We start from the raw sequence: 15,467 nt of genomic DNA, 5'->3' as shown, positions 1-15,467 counted from the left end.
TCCACCATCGGGCCGATTGGTCCAATCAAGCCCCTGTCAATAAGGTGCGCCCGGCCGACGGAGGGCGGGCCGGGCGCGTTGCGGTTCGGGACCGGGGGTGCCCCGTGCCCCGAACCGCGGTGCCTTTTGGCCGCTTACATCGCCGGCAGCAGCACGGCATCGATCACGTGGATCACGCCATTGGACTGCTTGACGTCGGCAATGGTCACATTGGCCATCGTCCCGTTCTCATCGGTGATCGTGATCTGGTCGCCCTCATAGGTGATGTCGAGCATGCAACCGCCCAGGGTTTCGACCGGGTGCGAGCCGCCGTCATCGTCGACCATCCCCATGATGGCGTCCGACATCGCTTCGGTGCCGACCACGTGACAGGTCAGGATCTGGGCGAGCTGCTCCTTGTTCTCGGGCATCAGCAGGGTTTCCACTGTCCCCTCGGGCAGCGCGTCGAACGCGGCATTGGTGGGCGCAAAGACAGTGAACGGCCCCTCGCCCGACAGCGTCTCGACAAGTCCCGCGGCTTCGACCGCGGCAACAAGGGTCGTGTGGTCCGCCGAATTGACGGCATTTTCGATGATGTTCATCTCGGGCGACATGGGCGCGCCGCCGACCATGGGATTGTCCTGCGCCAGAGCGGCGCCCGACAGCGCCGAAGCGGCGAGAAGGGCGGAAAGGGCAAGTGCACGGTTAGCCATGATGTTCGTCTCCATTGGTTCTGACTTCCCCGCTCGGGGAAGCTCGGAAGACAGTTACGGCGCCGCCGCGAGAGAAGTTTCACCTGCCCTTTAAAAAAATCAGATGGCGGCCAACGGACCTGCAGCAACGATGGGCCCCTGCGGCGTGCCAGTGGGCGAGCCGCCCGCGATTTCGCGGGTCACGGCCAGGGTGATATCCTGGGCCAACCGGTCACGCAGCGCCTCGTCCACGACCACCCCTTGCGCCTCTCCCATCGCGACGACGCCCATGGAAATCGGCGCTTCCTCGCCCTCGATGAACCAAAGCTCATAGTCATTGCCGCTTCCGGCCGGTGCACCGGTTCCGCTCACACGCAAGGTTTGGGAGGCCGGGTCATAGCGGGCAAGAAAGCTGATGTCGCTATCGACGGGCTGCAGCGCCGCAACGAGCTGATTCGTTTCGGACGGCTGCTGCACGCCGGGCGCAAGAAGGTTGAGCCCGACCGCCAGTACGGCAATGGCAGCCGCCGTTCCGGCCAGCGCGCGCCAGACCAAAAGCGAATCGTACCAGGGTTTCCTCGCATCGCCCTCGGCAAAAAGCCGCGCCTCGATGTGCCCGAGCAGCTCGGCCGAAGGCGTGGCCGGCAAATAGTCCTCGTTGAACGCGGCAAGGCGTCGTTCCCAATAGGCCACTTCGGCCGCCAGCGCGGGCGAGGCGTCCATGGCCCGTTCCATGGCGGCACGCGCCTCGCCATCGGTCACGCCCAGCGCATATTCAGCGGCCGCCACACGACGCCGCTCGTCCCGGTCGAGCTCGCTGTCACCAAAATCACTCATCTCGTCTTCTCATGCTCTGAGACAATCGCGCAGGGCCAGCAGCGACCGGCGCAACCAGGTGCGGACGGTATTGAGCGGCACACCGAGCCGCTCGGCCAGTTCCCCATAGCTTTCCCCCTCCACATAGGCCCGGCGCACCGCATCGGCACGCTCGGGCTTGAGCTGGCGCATGCAGTCCTCGATCCGGTTGCCATCGTCGGTGTTGATGGCCGATTGCTCGGGCGTCATGGCGGTATCGGGGAGCTCGAACGCCTCGTCGAGCTCCTTGTGGCCGGGCCGGCGCGCGCGAACCGCGTCGATCGCGGTGTTGCGCGCTATGGTTATCAGCCAGGTCATGGGGCTTGCCGTTTCGGGACGAAAGGCCGCCGCGCGCTGCCAGACCTTGACGAACACGTCCTGCAATGCGTCCTCGGCTTCGCTTCTGGTGCCCAAGATACGCAAGGTGACGCCGAAAAGTTTCCCGCTCGTGCGCGCGTAGAGCGTGCGGAAGGCGTCGCGGTCGCGCAAGGCGACGCGGGCGAGGAGCCCGGACACGTCTTCTGGCTCGCTCATGGACCCTCCCCGGGTGCGCGGTCAATCGCGCCACTGTACGAAAGCTGGTGGTTTTAGATCAAGGGCTGTTCACCGACGGCGCGATTGAGGTAGAGAGCATTTATCAAGAGAGGAGTTTCCCAGCCCCATGGCCGACGGACTTGAGAACGCCTACGACGCCGAAGTGCTCTCCAAGGCCCTGCCCTTCATGCAGCGCTACGAGAACAAGACCGTCGTGATCAAATATGGTGGACACGCCATGGGCGACGCTGCGCTGGGCAAGGCTTTCGCCCGCGACGTGGCGCTTTTGAAGCAGTCGGGGGTCAACCCCATCGTCGTCCATGGCGGCGGCCCGCAGATCGGCGACATGCTCAAGAAGCTCGGCATCGAATCCAAGTTCGAAGGCGGGCTGCGCGTCACCGACAAGCGCACCGTCGAGATCGTGGAAATGGTCCTGGCCGGCTCGATCAATAAAGAGATCGTTGCCATGATCAATGCCGAGGGCGAATGGGCCATCGGCTTGTGCGGCAAGGACGGCAACATGGTGTTCGCCGAAAAGGCGAACAAGAAATACATCGACCCCACCTCCAATATCGAGCGCGTCCTCGACCTGGGATATGTGGGCGAGCCCGTCGAGATCGACCGCACGCTGCTCGACCTTCTGGCCCGTTCGGAGATGATCCCGGTGATCGCCCCGGTCGCTCCGGGCCGGGACGGCAACACCTACAACATCAACGCCGATACTTTCGCGGGCGCCATCGCCGGCGCGGTGTTCGCCAAGCGCCTGCTGTTTTTAACCGACGTTCCGGGCGTCCTCGACAAAAACGGCGAATTGATCCCCGAGCTTTCGGTACGCGAGGCCCAACAACTCATCGCCGACGGCACCATCTCGGGGGGCATGATCCCCAAGGTCGAAACCTGCATCGAAGCGCTCGACCGGGGCGTGGAGGGCGTGGTGATCGTCAACGGCAAAACCGCCCACTCGGTACTGCTCGAACTTTTCACCGAACACGGCGCGGGCACGCTGATGGTGCGGTGACGCTCGCAAGCAAGTCATTTCCAATTCATCGATTTGCGGCATAATGGGGTCATGAACCAGATGACCCCGCCCGTGCCCGCCTTCGATCATATCACCGATTGGGTGTTCGACCTCGACAACACCCTCTATCCGCGCGAATGCAATCTGTTCGCGCAGATCGATACCCTCATCACCCAATATGTGATGGAGGTCGCAAGGCTCGACCGCGATGCGGCACGGGACATGCAGCGGGCCTATTACCGCGACCACGGCACCACGCTCAACGGGTTGATGAAGACCTTTTCCATCGATCCCGAGCATTATCTGGCCACCGTCCACGCCATCGACTATTCCCCCGTCGTGGCCCATCCCGACCTGGTCGCGGCGATCGCGGCACTGCCGGGGCGCAAGTTCATCTTCACCAATGGCAGCGCGGGGCACGCCGAAGCGGTGCTCGCCCGGCTGGGCGCAAGCGATCTGTTCGAAGCCATCTTCGACATCAAGGCCGCCCGATACCAGCCCAAGCCGCTCGAGATCGCCTATAGCGATTTCCTTGCCGCCCACCGGGTGGAAGCGGCTCACGCCATCATGTTCGACGACCTCGAAAAGAATTTGCGCGTCCCCCACACCATCGGCATGGCGACGGTTCAGGTGGTGGCCGGGGCGGGGTTTGCCCATGAGCAATGCGCCCCCTGGGAGTTGGGCCGCGACGACGCCCATGAGCATGTTCACCACGTCACCGACGACCTCGCGGCCTTCCTCAAGCGCTGCCGCTGACGCTTTTTCGCCCGATTGGCGTGATCGAAAAGTCATGCTCGCGCATTACCCTTTGCGCTGGCCGCCCAACGCGGCGATGCTATAACCGCTTTTGACGTCATCGACTGGCCGGAAGGGCCGAACCCATGGGGACCATCATGCTCAATACCGTCTCGCGTACAGCACTTGCCGCCGCGGCTCTTCTTGCCTTGGGAACCCACAGCGCCTTGGCGCAGGACGCCACCGCATTCGCCGACCGGCTCGTGGAGACGAGCAGGCTCATGGGTCTTGCGTTCAGCTACGGCTTGGCGACCGCCGAGGGCGATACGATCACGGTTTCCGATTTCACCTTCACCGTTCCGGGCGAAGACCCCACCGAAGTGCCCGGCGACGTGATTTTCGAAGGCGTGGTTGAAACCGAAGATGGCGGGTTCACCGCCGAGCGCGCCACCATCGCCGATATCGAATACACCGACGAGGAAGAGGGCATCTCGCTCAGCCTTGCCAACATCGCGGCCGAAGGGATCGTCCTGCCGGCCGAGGTCAACCAGGACGACATGCTCGAAATCGGCTTCGAGCTTTATGACCGCTTTTCCGCCGGCCCGCTGACCGTGAGCGATGTCGACGGCGCCGAGCTTTTCGCCGTTGCCAACATGGAAGTGTGGGTGGAAGACCCCGATGCCGAGGGCGGCTACCGCACCGGCTATACTGTGGACGGTATCACGGCCGATCTGAGCTCCATCGACGATCCCGAAGCCCAGCCGGTCATCGAAGCCTTCGGGCTCCAGCAGATCAACGCCTCGATGAACGGGGTGGGCACCTGGTGGCCCGAGACCGGCGTTCTGACCCTTGAGGATATGGCCTTCACCGTCGACGACCTGGCGACCCTGCGCATGGCCATGTCGCTCGAAGGTTACACCACCGAGCTCTATGACGAACTCGTCAAGATCAACCTCAAGATGGTCGAGCTTGCCGAAGCCGGCGAGGAGTTGAGCGACGAGCACATGGCCCAGTTCGACGACGCGATGATGGCCTATATGGCCGATATCGCCATCGTCGACGGTTCTCTGCGCTATGAGGACGCTTCTCTGTTCAACAAGGTTCTCGATTTCGTGGGCGCCGAACAGGGCGTGGATGGCGAAACCTTCAAGGCCGGCCTGCAGTTCATGGTGCCCATGGCGCTGGCCGAGGTCGAGAACGAAGAGTTCAAGACCATGGTGACCCAGGCGGTCAACACCTTCATCGCCGACCCGCAGAACTTCACCATCTCGGTCGACCCCGACCAGCCCGTCCTCTTCAGCGCTTTTGAAGAGCGTGCCGACGAGATCGAGGCCGATCCGTTCATCCTCGTTGAAATGCTCAACGTGCTGATTTCGGCCAATGACGAGGCCGAGGCGGCGCAGTAAGGCGATCGGGCGCGGCCGACAGGCCGCGCTCTCTCCCAATGGTTTTGCGCACGACCATCATGGCAGCGGCAGGCGTTTTGATCGGCACGCCGGTCCAGGCTCTCGATCCGCAGGACTTCATCGACCTGGTGATCGCCGATGCGCTGACGCTTGGCCTAGAAGCCGAAAGCCGTCCCAAGATTCGCCTCGACGGCGAGAACGCCATCGTTTCCGAATTGGTTCTGTTCGAACCGCTTGCTCCCTATCTTACCGATTTCGCGGCCAGTCTGCATGGCTTTGACATCTGTCCGCACACTCTGTGCGCCGATGTGGCCGGGGGCGTCATTGCCGAGGGGTTGAGCGAGGCCGAGGACGGTTACAGTGCCCGACGCGTCTCGGCCAGCGACATTTCGGTCCTCAATCTTGGCCTGGGCGTGGAGATCGAGCGTATTTCGCTCGCCCCCGCACATCTGGGACGTCCGGCCGATGGCACCAATGGCCTGCTCTCGGCCAGCCCGATGCTCGATTTCGCCCTGCATCATGTGGGCCAGAAACCGCTGGCACCCGGCGCGTATCCCAGCACGCTCGAAATCGAGAACCTGACGCTGGAATTTGACGGCGACACCCTCATGACGTTCGACAGCCTCGTCCAGGAGACGATGATCGAAGCCGACCAAGAGACGCTGAACGACGAAATCACAGTCACGGGAATCGTCATCGACCAGTCGTCCCAGACCACCGCGCTCTCATCCCAGCCCCAATCGATGACCAACGCGGTCCGGGCACTCCGCAACGCAATTGCCAGCCAGGCCTGGGATGCCGATGGCAGCGGCGATGCGGTCCTTGAGCTCGATTTCGGCGACCATGGAATCGTCAGAATGGCGGCCCACGATTATGTCCTGCCGTTCGAGGCCTTTCTGGACTTTGCGGGGATCGAGGGCCATTTCATGCCGTCGTCCTATTTCACCGGCTCGACGGTGCGGTCGGCCGCGATCCAAATCGATCCCGGCATCTTCGAACTCGCCGGCGATGACCACTCGATGCTCGAAGCCGCCCTTTTGGGTCTTGCGGCCACCGCGCCCGATGCCGAGCGCCGGGCGGACGAAACCGCCGCGGTCGATCGCTTCGTTGCCGGAGACGAGGGTCTGGAAATCACCTTCGCCGTGGACCGGCCCGTGGATATCGAAAAGCTCCTCGACAAGCTCTCGGGCAGCCCCATGCGGTTGCTGAGCGGAAACCTGCGCGCGGCGATCACTATCGCATCGCCCACATAGGACCTAGAGTTCGATCTCGGGAAGATCGTAGGTCTTGCGAACGATTTCCCAGGCTTCGTCGGCGGTATCGACGAATGAGAACAGCTTGAAATCGTCGGGCGAAATCGTCCCTTCCTCGGCGAGCGCCTCGAGATTGATGACCCGGTTCCAGAACGCCTTGCCGAACAGCAGCAGGGGAATGCGCTCCATGCGTCCGGTCTGGATGAGGGTCAGCGCCTCGAAGAATTCGTCCATGGTGCCGAAGCCGCCGGGGAAGATGGCGACCACCTTGGCGCGCATCAGGAAGTGGATCTTGCGCGTCGCGAAATAATGGAAATTGAACGAGAACTGCGGCGTCACATAGCTGTTGGGCGCCTGCTCGTGCGGCAACACGATATTGTAGCCGATGGTGGGCGCGCCCACATCGGCCGCCCCGCGATTGCCCGCCTCCATCACGCCCGGCCCGCCCCCGGTCGCCACGACATACTCGGAAAATCCCATGGCCTTGGAGGTGAGCGAGGCCAGCCGCGCGAACCGCCGCGCCTCGTCGTAGTAGACCGAATTCTTTTCGAGGTTTTCACGGGCGATATCGGTCTTGGCCGCCCAGGCCGGCTTGCCCGGCTCGGGAATGCGCGCGCCGCCGAACAGCACCACTGTCGAATTGATCCCCGCTTCGCGCAACCGCGTTTCGACCTTGAGATATTCAAGCTGAAACCGAACGCCGCGCAAATCCTCGCTGGTCAGGAACTCCTCATCGGCAAACGCCAGCCGATAGGCAGCAGACTGAGTCTGCGGCGTTTGCGGCGAATGACGAACGACCTCCATATCCTCTTTTGACGAGCGCAGTGAGGAATGGCGTTTGCGGCCCATGCGAGGCTCCTTGCTTGGCGGGTATCGTACCGATATCTACTGGCCCCGGTGTTAAGCGGGGATGGCGATTTTTCCAAGGGGTCCGCCGCATTTTGTTATCCCGGCCAGGCGCCCGCATAAGGCAAGCTCACCGACACACACCGCCGCCAGAAGCATCCCCCGCCCTCACCGCTGTGTGCTTGACGCACTGCGCCGTCCTCTCTCCATCCTGTCATTCCGGGATTCATTCCCGGAATCCAGCTTCAGCCTCGCCACTCGCTCCACCGTCGAGACCGTCCGCAGCACCGGCCCCAGCTCCCCTTCTCCCCTTGAGGGAGAAGGTGGCCGCGAAGCGGTCGGATGAGGGGTGCGCTGAGCTTGCGCCAAACCCCCTCTTCAAAACTTATCCCCGTCCCCACAACCCGCGCCATAGTAAGCCGACGACCCCGCACTCATGGACGCAAGCGCAACGAACGTTTGGGCGGGATCGGTTCGGGTCCGTTGGCGGTCGCGTCAGCGGAGGCAGAAACGTTCCCAGCGCCGACCCACGGCACGGTCGAGGGTGTACTGGCGAAAGCCAGCGGGGATTGGCCCCAGCATGAGAGGACGACCAGGCCCAAAATCCCGGATGCATGGGGCGATGACCGCTTCATACTAACTAATACAGCACGAGGCGCTCATCGCCCCATGCCGTCTATAAATCGTTCACAACCGCAGCGGGCACCGCGTGCGGCGCGTCGGCTCGTCTCCCCAAAGCCGAACATCGCGGGATCAGCACGGGGCGATTGAGGGTTCCGTCCCCAAGGGGCTTGGGCTATGGTCCGCGCCGAATTCTCTTTCCCCAAAAGACCAGAAGGCCACCCCTCCCCATGTCCATGAGCGAGCTTGCCGCCACCATCGACGCCGCATTCGAGGCGCGCGATACCGTCAACTACCAGACCGGAGGCGAAGTTCGCGATGCCGTCAACAAGGCGCTCGCCCTTCTCGATTCGGGCGAGGCGCGGGTTGCCGAAAAGGGCGCGGGCGGTGAGTGGATGGTCAACCAATGGCTCAAGAAAGCCGTGCTCCTGAGCTTCCGCCTCAACGACATGGAAGCCATCCCCGGCGGTCCGGGCGGGGCGCACTGGTGGGACAAGGTGCCTTCCAAATTCGCCGGCTGGGGCGAAAACCAGTTCCGCGATGCCGGTTTCCGGGCCGTTCCGGGCGCCATCGTGCGGCATTCGGCCTTCATAGGCAAGAACGCCATCGTGATGCCCTCCTTCGTCAATCTGGGCGCCCATGTGGGTGAAAGCACCATGGTCGACACCTGGGTGACCGTCGGCTCGTGCGCCCAGATCGGCAAGCACGTGCATCTTTCGGGCGGCGTCGGCATCGGCGGCGTGCTCGAGCCGCTGCAGGCCGGCCCAGTGATCATCGAGGACAATTGCTTCATCGGCGCGCGTTCGGAAATCGTCGAGGGCGTCGTGGTCGGCGAGGGTTCGGTCATCTCGATGGGCGTCTTCATCGGCCAGTCGACCAAGATCGTCGACCGGGCGACGGGCGAAATCTTCTACGGCAAGGTCCCGCCCTATTCCGTGGTCGTCTCGGGCTCCCTCCCCGGCAAGCCGCTGCCCGACGGCACGCCCGGCCCGAACCTCTATTGCGCCGTGATCGTCAAGCGGGTCGATGAAAAGACCCGGTCGAAGACCTCGATCAACGACCTGCTGCGCGACTAGACCATGCCCCATCCCGCCGTCGCCCTGCTTGCCGATCTCATACGGCGCCCCTCGGTCACACCGATCGAAGAGGGCGTTCTGGACGTGCTCGAAGCCTTCCTCACCCCGCTCGGGTTCACCTGCACGCGGCTCAGGTTCGAGGGCGACGGCTCCTATCCGGTCGACAATCTCTATGCCACGCGCAAGGGCACGGCCAACAGCGGCCCGCATCTTCTGTTCGCCGGCCACACCGACGTGGTGCCTCCCGGCGACGTCGCGGCCTGGACGCACGATCCCTTCTCGGGCGAAATCGTCGATGGCGTGATGTGGGGGCGCGGGGCGACCGACATGAAGAGCGGCGTCGCCGCCTTCTGCGGCGCGATGGCCGATCTCGTCGCTTCGGGAGCGCTGGAGAACGGCACGATCTCTCTCGCCATCACCAATGACGAGGAAGCCGATGCCGTCAACGGCACGAAAAAGATCATGGAATGGGCCGACGCCCGAGGCGAGAAATTCGATTTCGCCGTCGTGGGCGAGCCGTCCTCGTTCGAAACCTTCGGGGATTCGATCAAGATCGGTCGGCGCGGGTCAGTCTCGGGCAAGATCACGGTGATCGGCAAGCAGGGGCACGTCGCCTATCCCCAGCGCGCCAACAACCCCATGCCGGTCATCGCCGAAATCGCCCGGGCGCTCTATGTCCCGCTCGACGAGGGCACCGCGCACTTCCAGCCGACCAATCTCGAAGTCACCTCGATCGACGCCGGCAATCCCACCGCCAATGTCATCCCCGAACAGGCGAGCCTGCGCTTCAACGTCCGGTTCAACGATACCTGGACGGGCGAGACGTTGCTGGCGGAGATCCACGACCGGCTGGGCAAAATCGATGCGCGCGGCACGACAATCGAGTTCGAACAGATCGGACCGGTTTCGCGCTGCTTCATCTCGCCGCCCGAAGGCCATGTCGCCCACCTCAGCGACGTCATGGAAGCCTATAACGGCATCCGCCCTCAGCTTTCCACCATCGGAGGCACTTCGGACGCCCGCTTCATCGCGCAATATTGCCCGGTCGTCGAATGCGGTCTGATCGGCGCGACCATGCATCAGGTCGATGAACGCGTGCCGGTGGCCGATGTCGAGCGGCTGGCGAAATTCTACGCTCATTACGTCGAGAAATTCCTCGCCGCCGAGGCCGGGCAATGAAGACCGCATAGAACCGCGGACCATTGCTTGCCGGATCGTCCTCCGCCCTCTACATGTTGACCAACGCCCTTTAGGATCGATATCCGTGTCCCAGCCTCAGCCCACTCTCATCGAGGAAACCCGTTCGGCGGTCGTCGGAAGCTGGCGCCTGATCATCGGGCGGCGCGACGCGCCGGGGTATTTCTTCACCGACCTGCGCGGGCTCGCCTCGAGTTTCATCGCGCTCCTGGCCTCGCTGGTCGTCACCTTCCTCTTTTCCGCCCTCGTCGCTCCTTCGACAGCAGGTGTCTCGACCTTCGCGGCGCTGGTTCAGAATGCCCTGCTCTATCTGGGCATCATGAGCGCGTCCTGGGTCGTGTTGCGGCTGACCGGGCTCAGCGAAAAATTCGTCGCCTTCGTCACTGTGGAAAACTGGGTCAACGCCATCGTCTCGGTGATCCTGGCGGTCGTCGCGCTGATCACCTTCAGCGCCGAATTGATCCTGATCCTGGCCGTCGTCATCGGTTTTCTGGCGCGGATCAACAATGCCCGGCTGGTCGTGGGCATGAAGGCAGGCCAGATCGTCATGCTCATCGTGGTGCAGACCATCGGCATGATGATCGCGCTACTCGCCGTGGGCGCGCTCTATGGCCCCGCGCCCACCCCGGAGCTCTGAGGCGTGTCAGCGGTCAGCCAATCGTCCCTGTTCCAGGAGGCCGGCTGGGCGCTGGGCGGAACCTGGCGACTGCTGACGGGGCGCGATGAGGCACGCGCATATTTCGATTTTTCCCAACGCGGGCTGGCCGGCAGCTTCGTCCCCCTGGTTCTCGCCGCCGTGGTCCTCGTGGGTTTCATCGGGCTGGGTGCCGGCAGCACCGGGGTATCGCCGGCAACGCAGATCTTCGTTCTCGGCGCCATCGCGGTTCTCAGATACTCGGCCCTCCGCGTCATCCTCCCCCGGCTGGGCGCGCTCGACGCTTTTCGTCCTGCGATGGTCGCCAGCAATTGGGCGAGCGCCATCCTCTTTGCCGCCATCGTGCCGGTCACCTTCGGAACCGCCTTCGTCGGAGCGCTCGTTCTGGGCCCCGCATCGGGCACTACGCTTGTCTCGTTCATCCTGACGCTCTGGGCCGCGCTGGGTCTGGCGTTGGTGGCAATTGAGGTCAATATCCTACGCATCGTGGCCCGATTGCGTGCGACCGAAATCGTGCTGGTCCTTGCCGCCCAGTTCTTCGCTATCCTTGCCGGCCTTTATATTATCAGCCGGCTGTTTCAGGGATAATCGACGCCTATCAGATAAAGCCCCGAGGCCGGAGCCATGGGGCCGCACCGCGCCCGGTCCTTGGCATCGAGCGCCGCCCGAAGATCGCCGGCCGACCACTTCCCCTCGCCCACGAGCTTGAGCGACCCGGTCATCGACCGCACCTGATGATGGAGGAATGACCGCGCCGAGGTCTCGATGATCACCGCGTCACCGTCACGGAAAACCTCGAGCCTGTCGAGCGTACGAAGCGGCGAATTGGCCTGGCACTGGGCCGAGCGGAAGGTCGTGAAATCATGCCGCCCCAACAGCACCTTGGCGGCCTCGTGCATGGCATCGGCATCTAGAGGCACCGCCACATGCCAGACCTTGCGTTCCTCGATCGCCGGCCGCGCCCGGCGGTTGAGGATACGATATTGGTAATGGCGCGCCGTCGCCGAGAACCGCGCTTCGAAATCCCCGCCCACTTCCTCACAGGCTAGAATGGCTATCGGGTTGGGACGCAGATGGTAATTGAGGGCTTCGGAGATGCGGAAAGGGTCCCATTCGCGGGAGAGGTCGAAATGGGCCACCTGACCGCGCGCATGCACTCCTGCATCGGTACGCCCTGCGGTCTGGGTTCGAACCGCCTCGCCCGAAAACCTCGCTATGGCCTCTTCGATCACCTCCTGGACGGAAAGCGCGTCGGCCTGCCGCTGCCAGCCGACGAAGGGCGTTCCGTCATATTCTATGGTGAGCTTGTAGCGGGGCATCTAGCCCACCGTCTTGCCCGAGAGATCGCCAGCGCCACGCAAAAACGCTTCGGCATCCATGGCGCCCTTGCCCTCGCGCTGAACCTGAGTCAGCCGCACCGCGCCACTGCCGCAGGCGATGGTCAATCCCGAAAGCACCGTACCGGGCGCTCCCGCCCCTTGGGCCAGGGCCGAGCGCAGCGCCTTGACGCGAACCGGCTTGCCCGCGAGGTCCACTTCGAACCACGCGCCGGGAAAAGGCGAAAGACCTCTTATGTGGTTGTGAACCTCGTGCGCCGCGCGCGAAAAATCGATATGGGCCTCGGCTTTTTCGATCTTCTTGGCGTAGGTGACGCCCTCTTGGGGCTGGGGCGTAAAATCGAGCGCATCGCGATCGAGCGCCGCAAGGGCTCGGCCCATAAGATCGGCCCCGCGCCGCATCATTTCGTCGTGGAGTTCGCCGGCGGTCATCTCCGCGCCTATGGGGATTTCCTCGACAAGCCCCACCGGCCCGGTATCGAGCCCTTCTTCCATCTTCATGACGGAGGCAGCGGTGCGGGCGTCACCGGCCATCACCGCGCGCTGGATGGGCGCCGCGCCGCGCCAGCGCGGCAGGAGCGAGCCGTGGAGATTGAGGCAGCCCTTTTCCGGCGCGTCGAGGAGGGAAGGCGGCAGCAAAAGACCATAGGCGACGACCACCGCAACCTCGGCGCCCAGCGCGGCGAAGGTCGCGACATCGGCGGGGTCGCGGAAATTGCGCGGGGTAAAGACGGGGATGCCGAACTCTTCGGCCGCCAGATGGACCGGGGATTTGCGCTCGGCCTGCCCGCGCCCGGCCGGCTTGGGCGCGCGCGTATAACAGGCGATGACCTCGTGACCGCGCATGACGATCTCGGTCAGCGTGGGCACCGCGAAATCGGGCGTGCCCATGAAGACGACGCGCATTGGATTGTCCCCTGTTTCGGCCGGAAGGGCCTAGAGTATTTCAGCGCTTCTACGAACCGCTTCAATTGCTCTAAGTCTTTAGTTTTGGCGCGTTTCCGAACCGCAAAAGTGGTATCCACTTTTGCTGGAAACGCTCTAGGACGCCAGACGCGCCCTTTTCTGGAATTTCTTGTTCACCCGGTCGCGTTTCAGCCGCGAGAGGTAGTCGATATAGAGCACGCCATCGAGATGGTCGATTTCGTGCTGCATGCATACGGCAAGCCGTCCGGTGGCGTGGCGCGTCACTTCCTCGCCCTCGGGCGTCCAGTATTTGACGGTCACCTCGGCGGGGCGCTCGACCTCGTAATAGAATTCGGGAATCGACAGGCACCCTTCCTCGGAAACCGCCGTCTCTTCGCTCAGACCGACGATTTCGGGATTGACCATGGCGATCTTGCCGGAATCGGGATTTTCCTCGTCGGCGAGGTCGATCACCGCGACGCGCTTCATATAGCCGATCTGGGGACCGGCGAGCCCGATGCCGGGCGCCTCGTACATGGTTTCGAACATATCCTCGACGGTCTTTCTCAGATCGTCATCGAACGCTTCGACGGGCTCGGCCACCTTGCGCAGCAGAGGATCGGGCAGGATGAGGATTTCGCGTACGGCCATCGGATGTCTCGTTTGGTTGAAGCGCACTGGTTAATCCACCGGGACGTGCGCGGTCAAGCAAAGCGGATATGGGAGCGGGCGAATCAGATAACAAGAACATTATGGAAACAGTGCTCTTCACGCTGGGCGGAACGCCCATAACCATCATCGAAGCGCTCGCCGGCGGGCTGGGGCTGGCGGTGTTGTTGCTCGTCGTGCTGCTGATCAGCCAGTCACGCGCGGCCCGGCAACGCGAGGAGCAGGCCACCTCCGAAATGGCCCGGACGGCCGAAATGGAACGGCACATGGCCGACATGATGCGCATCCAGTCGGAAATGACCGGGCGCATGCAGACCATGAGCGAGATTTTCGGCACGCGCACCTCGGATCTGGCGCGGGTCCTCACCGAGCGGATCGACGCCAATTCCCATCGCGTCAACCAGTCGATGACCGAAAACCGGACCAAGACCGAGGAAACGCTGACCAAATTGAACGAACGGCTGGCGGTGATCGACAGGGCGCAGACCAACATCACCCAGCTTTCGGGCGAGATCGTCTCGCTGCAATCGATCCTGGCCAACAAGCAGCAGCGCGGAGCGTTCGGCCAGGGGCGGATGGAGGCGATCATCGCCGATGGGCTCGCCCAGGGCGCATATGCCTTCCAGGCAACGCTTTCGAACAATTCACGGCCCGACGCCCTCGTCCACATGCCCAATGGCGCGCCCTCGCTGGTGATCGACGCCAAATTCCCCCTTGAAGGCTGGCAGCGCATCGCGGAGGCCGAAACCCCCGAGACCGTGCGCGCGGCGATGACCGCTTTCCGTGGCGACTGTGCAACCCATATCAAGGCCATCGCCGAAAAATACCTGATCGCGGGTGAGACGCAGGACACCGCCTTCATGTTCGTGCCCTCGGAATCAATCTTCGCCGATCTGCACGAGCGGTTCGAGGACGTGGTGCAGCGTGCCGCCCGGGCGCGGGTGGTGATCGTCTCCCCGTCGCTGCTGATGCTCTCGATTCAGGTCATCCAGGCCCTCCTTCGCGACGTCCGCATGCGTGAGCAGGCCCATATTATCCAAAAGGAAGTAATCGCGCTTCTCGACGATGTGGGCAGGCTCAACGACCGGGTCGGCAAGCTCAAGACCCATTTCACCCAGACGCAGGCCGACGTGGATCAGATCCTGATTTCGACCGGCAAGGTGACGCGGCGCGGCGAAAAGATCGAGGCGCTCGAATTCGAGGAAGATCGTCCCTCGCTCATCGATTGATGGCAACCAAAGCCCGGCGCTCGCGTTGGCAGTCAAACACCTGCCAAGGAGTAGTCATCATGGCCGAACATCCCCACGAAGGCCGCGTCATTCCCGTCGATCAGGCCATGGGCGACGATGCCAATCCGCTGGCCGCGCTGATGCCGATTAGCCTCGATGAGGTCAACGACTATCTCTATGACGAGAGCCGCCCGGCCGAGGAAAGACTGGACCGTCTGCGGGAAATCCGCGACAGCCTTGCGGGCCTCGAGGCCTCCGATGTGGGCAGCGACGTCGATGCGCTTCGCGACGAGGTGGCGGCGGCCATTGCCGCCATCGAAGGCGCCGAGCTTTCGGCTCCCGACGATGCGGCCACCAGTTTCGACCCGGCCGATCACATCGAGGCCCAATCCCCCGATGACGAGGACGCCATCGAGCGCATCACCGGCGAGGACAGCGAAGGCCGGATCGAGGAATAGG

Annotated in this window: 17 protein-coding genes; 10 read left to right on the top strand and 7 right to left on the bottom strand. The window is 63.3% G+C overall.

Annotated elements, in window-relative coordinates; all coding sequences use genetic code 11:
* Positions 1 to 134: 134 nt before the first annotated feature.
* From V4T21_RS14720 to V4T21_RS14710, 3 genes are all read right to left on the bottom strand, one after another.
* Entirely contained in the window at positions 135 to 692 is a 558-nt protein-coding gene (locus V4T21_RS14720) for a fasciclin domain-containing protein (protein ID WP_332718141.1), read from the bottom strand.
* A gap of 99 nt (positions 693 to 791) precedes the next feature.
* On the bottom strand, positions 792 to 1,508 hold the full coding sequence (locus V4T21_RS14715) for an anti-sigma factor (protein ID WP_332718139.1): 717 nt from the start codon (positions 1,506 to 1,508) through the stop codon (positions 792 to 794).
* 9 nt (positions 1,509 to 1,517) lie between these two features.
* Positions 1,518 to 2,060 (bottom strand): sigma-70 family RNA polymerase sigma factor, encoded by a 543-nt coding sequence (locus V4T21_RS14710; RefSeq protein WP_332718137.1) that lies wholly within the window; start codon positions 2,058 to 2,060, stop codon positions 1,518 to 1,520.
* Between the two features lie 127 nt (positions 2,061 to 2,187).
* Here V4T21_RS14710 and argB point away from each other — a divergent pair, with 127 nt between their 5' ends.
* From argB to V4T21_RS14690, 4 genes are all read left to right on the top strand, one after another.
* Positions 2,188 to 3,078, top strand: coding sequence for an acetylglutamate kinase (gene argB / locus V4T21_RS14705; RefSeq protein WP_332718135.1), 891 nt, complete (start codon positions 2,188 to 2,190; stop codon positions 3,076 to 3,078).
* A 51-nt stretch (positions 3,079 to 3,129) separates the two neighbouring features.
* Positions 3,130 to 3,834 (top strand): pyrimidine 5'-nucleotidase, encoded by a 705-nt coding sequence (locus V4T21_RS14700; protein ID WP_332718133.1) that lies wholly within the window; start codon positions 3,130 to 3,132, stop codon positions 3,832 to 3,834.
* Between the two features lie 125 nt (positions 3,835 to 3,959).
* On the top strand, positions 3,960 to 5,219 hold the full coding sequence (locus tag V4T21_RS14695; protein WP_332718131.1) for an aq_1923 C-terminal domain: 1,260 nt from the start codon (positions 3,960 to 3,962) through the stop codon (positions 5,217 to 5,219).
* Between the two features lie 38 nt (positions 5,220 to 5,257).
* Positions 5,258 to 6,472, top strand: coding sequence for a hypothetical protein (locus tag V4T21_RS14690; RefSeq protein ID WP_332718129.1), 1,215 nt, complete (start codon positions 5,258 to 5,260; stop codon positions 6,470 to 6,472).
* Between the two features lie 3 nt (positions 6,473 to 6,475).
* Here the strand turns inward: V4T21_RS14690 and V4T21_RS14685 are convergent, their stop codons facing one another.
* Positions 6,476 to 7,321, bottom strand: a complete 846-nt coding sequence (locus tag V4T21_RS14685) for an LOG family protein (RefSeq protein ID WP_440589661.1) — start codon at positions 7,319 to 7,321, stop codon at positions 6,476 to 6,478.
* 848 nt (positions 7,322 to 8,169) lie between these two features.
* Between V4T21_RS14685 and dapD the strand changes: the two genes are divergently transcribed.
* The 4 genes from dapD (at position 8,170) to V4T21_RS14665 (ending at position 11,455) form a co-directional block, all read left to right on the top strand.
* Complete coding sequence (gene dapD / locus V4T21_RS14680) at positions 8,170 to 9,015, top strand: 2,3,4,5-tetrahydropyridine-2,6-dicarboxylate N-succinyltransferase (RefSeq protein ID WP_332718127.1); 846 nt, start codon at positions 8,170 to 8,172, stop codon at positions 9,013 to 9,015.
* A gap of 3 nt (positions 9,016 to 9,018) precedes the next feature.
* Entirely contained in the window at positions 9,019 to 10,194 is a 1,176-nt protein-coding gene (gene dapE, locus V4T21_RS14675) for a succinyl-diaminopimelate desuccinylase (protein WP_332718125.1), read from the top strand.
* Positions 10,195 to 10,279: 85 nt separating this feature from the next.
* Positions 10,280 to 10,849, top strand: coding sequence for a hypothetical protein (locus V4T21_RS14670; RefSeq protein WP_332718123.1), 570 nt, complete (start codon positions 10,280 to 10,282; stop codon positions 10,847 to 10,849).
* Positions 10,850 to 10,852: 3 nt separating this feature from the next.
* On the top strand, positions 10,853 to 11,455 hold the full coding sequence (locus V4T21_RS14665) for a hypothetical protein (RefSeq protein ID WP_332718121.1): 603 nt from the start codon (positions 10,853 to 10,855) through the stop codon (positions 11,453 to 11,455).
* On the opposite strand, the gene truA is transcribed toward V4T21_RS14665, so the two are convergent.
* From truA to def, 3 genes are all read right to left on the bottom strand, one after another.
* On the bottom strand, positions 11,446 to 12,186 hold the full coding sequence (truA, locus tag V4T21_RS14660; protein WP_332718119.1) for a tRNA pseudouridine(38-40) synthase TruA: 741 nt from the start codon (positions 12,184 to 12,186) through the stop codon (positions 11,446 to 11,448). The two genes, V4T21_RS14665 and truA, sit on opposite strands and share 10 nt — an antisense overlap.
* Complete coding sequence (gene fmt / locus V4T21_RS14655) at positions 12,187 to 13,110, bottom strand: methionyl-tRNA formyltransferase (protein ID WP_332718117.1); 924 nt, start codon at positions 13,108 to 13,110, stop codon at positions 12,187 to 12,189.
* A gap of 135 nt (positions 13,111 to 13,245) precedes the next feature.
* Entirely contained in the window at positions 13,246 to 13,761 is a 516-nt protein-coding gene (gene def, locus V4T21_RS14650; protein ID WP_332718115.1) for a peptide deformylase, read from the bottom strand.
* Between the two features lie 101 nt (positions 13,762 to 13,862).
* On the opposite strand from def, the gene V4T21_RS14645 reads away from it, so the two are divergent.
* Together V4T21_RS14645 and V4T21_RS14640 are read left to right on the top strand one after the other, a co-directional pair.
* Positions 13,863 to 15,008 carry a DNA recombination protein RmuC gene (locus V4T21_RS14645; RefSeq protein WP_332718113.1) on the top strand — a complete coding sequence of 382 codons (1,146 nt, stop codon included), beginning with the start codon at positions 13,863 to 13,865 and terminating at the stop codon, positions 15,006 to 15,008.
* Between the two features lie 59 nt (positions 15,009 to 15,067).
* Entirely contained in the window at positions 15,068 to 15,466 is a 399-nt protein-coding gene (locus tag V4T21_RS14640; RefSeq protein ID WP_332718111.1) for a hypothetical protein, read from the top strand.
* Position 15,467 lies beyond the last annotated feature (1 nt).

It is taken from the genome of Pelagibacterium mangrovi (assembly GCF_036662815.1).
Taxonomy (GTDB): domain Bacteria; phylum Pseudomonadota; class Alphaproteobacteria; order Rhizobiales; family Devosiaceae; genus Pelagibacterium; species Pelagibacterium mangrovi.
The sequence above is the reverse complement of the archived record's forward strand: the minus strand, read 5'-3'. Positions and strand labels throughout refer to the sequence as shown.

Bases quoted from the DNA above. Each gene is read 5' to 3' on its own strand.
- dapD (WP_332718127.1), top strand. From the start codon at position 8,170: ATGTCCATGAGCGAGCTTGCCGCCACCATCGACGCCGCATTCGAGGCG.
- V4T21_RS14710 (WP_332718137.1), bottom strand. From the start codon at position 2,060: ATGAGCGAGCCAGAAGACGTGTCCGGGCTCCTCGCCCGCGTCGCCTTG.
- V4T21_RS14640 (WP_332718111.1), top strand. From the start codon at position 15,068: ATGGCCGAACATCCCCACGAAGGCCGCGTCATTCCCGTCGATCAGGCC.
- V4T21_RS14645 (WP_332718113.1), top strand. From the start codon at position 13,863: ATGGAAACAGTGCTCTTCACGCTGGGCGGAACGCCCATAACCATCATC.
- V4T21_RS14695 (WP_332718131.1), top strand. From the start codon at position 3,960: ATGGGGACCATCATGCTCAATACCGTCTCGCGTACAGCACTTGCCGCC.
- def (WP_332718115.1), bottom strand. From the start codon at position 13,761: ATGGCCGTACGCGAAATCCTCATCCTGCCCGATCCTCTGCTGCGCAAG.
- V4T21_RS14720 (WP_332718141.1), bottom strand. From the start codon at position 692: ATGGCTAACCGTGCACTTGCCCTTTCCGCCCTTCTCGCCGCTTCGGCG.
- V4T21_RS14715 (WP_332718139.1), bottom strand. From the start codon at position 1,508: ATGAGTGATTTTGGTGACAGCGAGCTCGACCGGGACGAGCGGCGTCGT.
- argB (WP_332718135.1), top strand. From the start codon at position 2,188: ATGGCCGACGGACTTGAGAACGCCTACGACGCCGAAGTGCTCTCCAAG.
- V4T21_RS14700 (WP_332718133.1), top strand. From the start codon at position 3,130: ATGAACCAGATGACCCCGCCCGTGCCCGCCTTCGATCATATCACCGAT.
- dapE (WP_332718125.1), top strand. From the start codon at position 9,019: ATGCCCCATCCCGCCGTCGCCCTGCTTGCCGATCTCATACGGCGCCCC.
- V4T21_RS14690 (WP_332718129.1), top strand. From the start codon at position 5,258: ATGGTTTTGCGCACGACCATCATGGCAGCGGCAGGCGTTTTGATCGGC.
- truA (WP_332718119.1), bottom strand. From the start codon at position 12,186: ATGCCCCGCTACAAGCTCACCATAGAATATGACGGAACGCCCTTCGTC.
- fmt (WP_332718117.1), bottom strand. From the start codon at position 13,110: ATGCGCGTCGTCTTCATGGGCACGCCCGATTTCGCGGTGCCCACGCTG.
- V4T21_RS14685 (WP_440589661.1), bottom strand. From the start codon at position 7,321: ATGGGCCGCAAACGCCATTCCTCACTGCGCTCGTCAAAAGAGGATATG.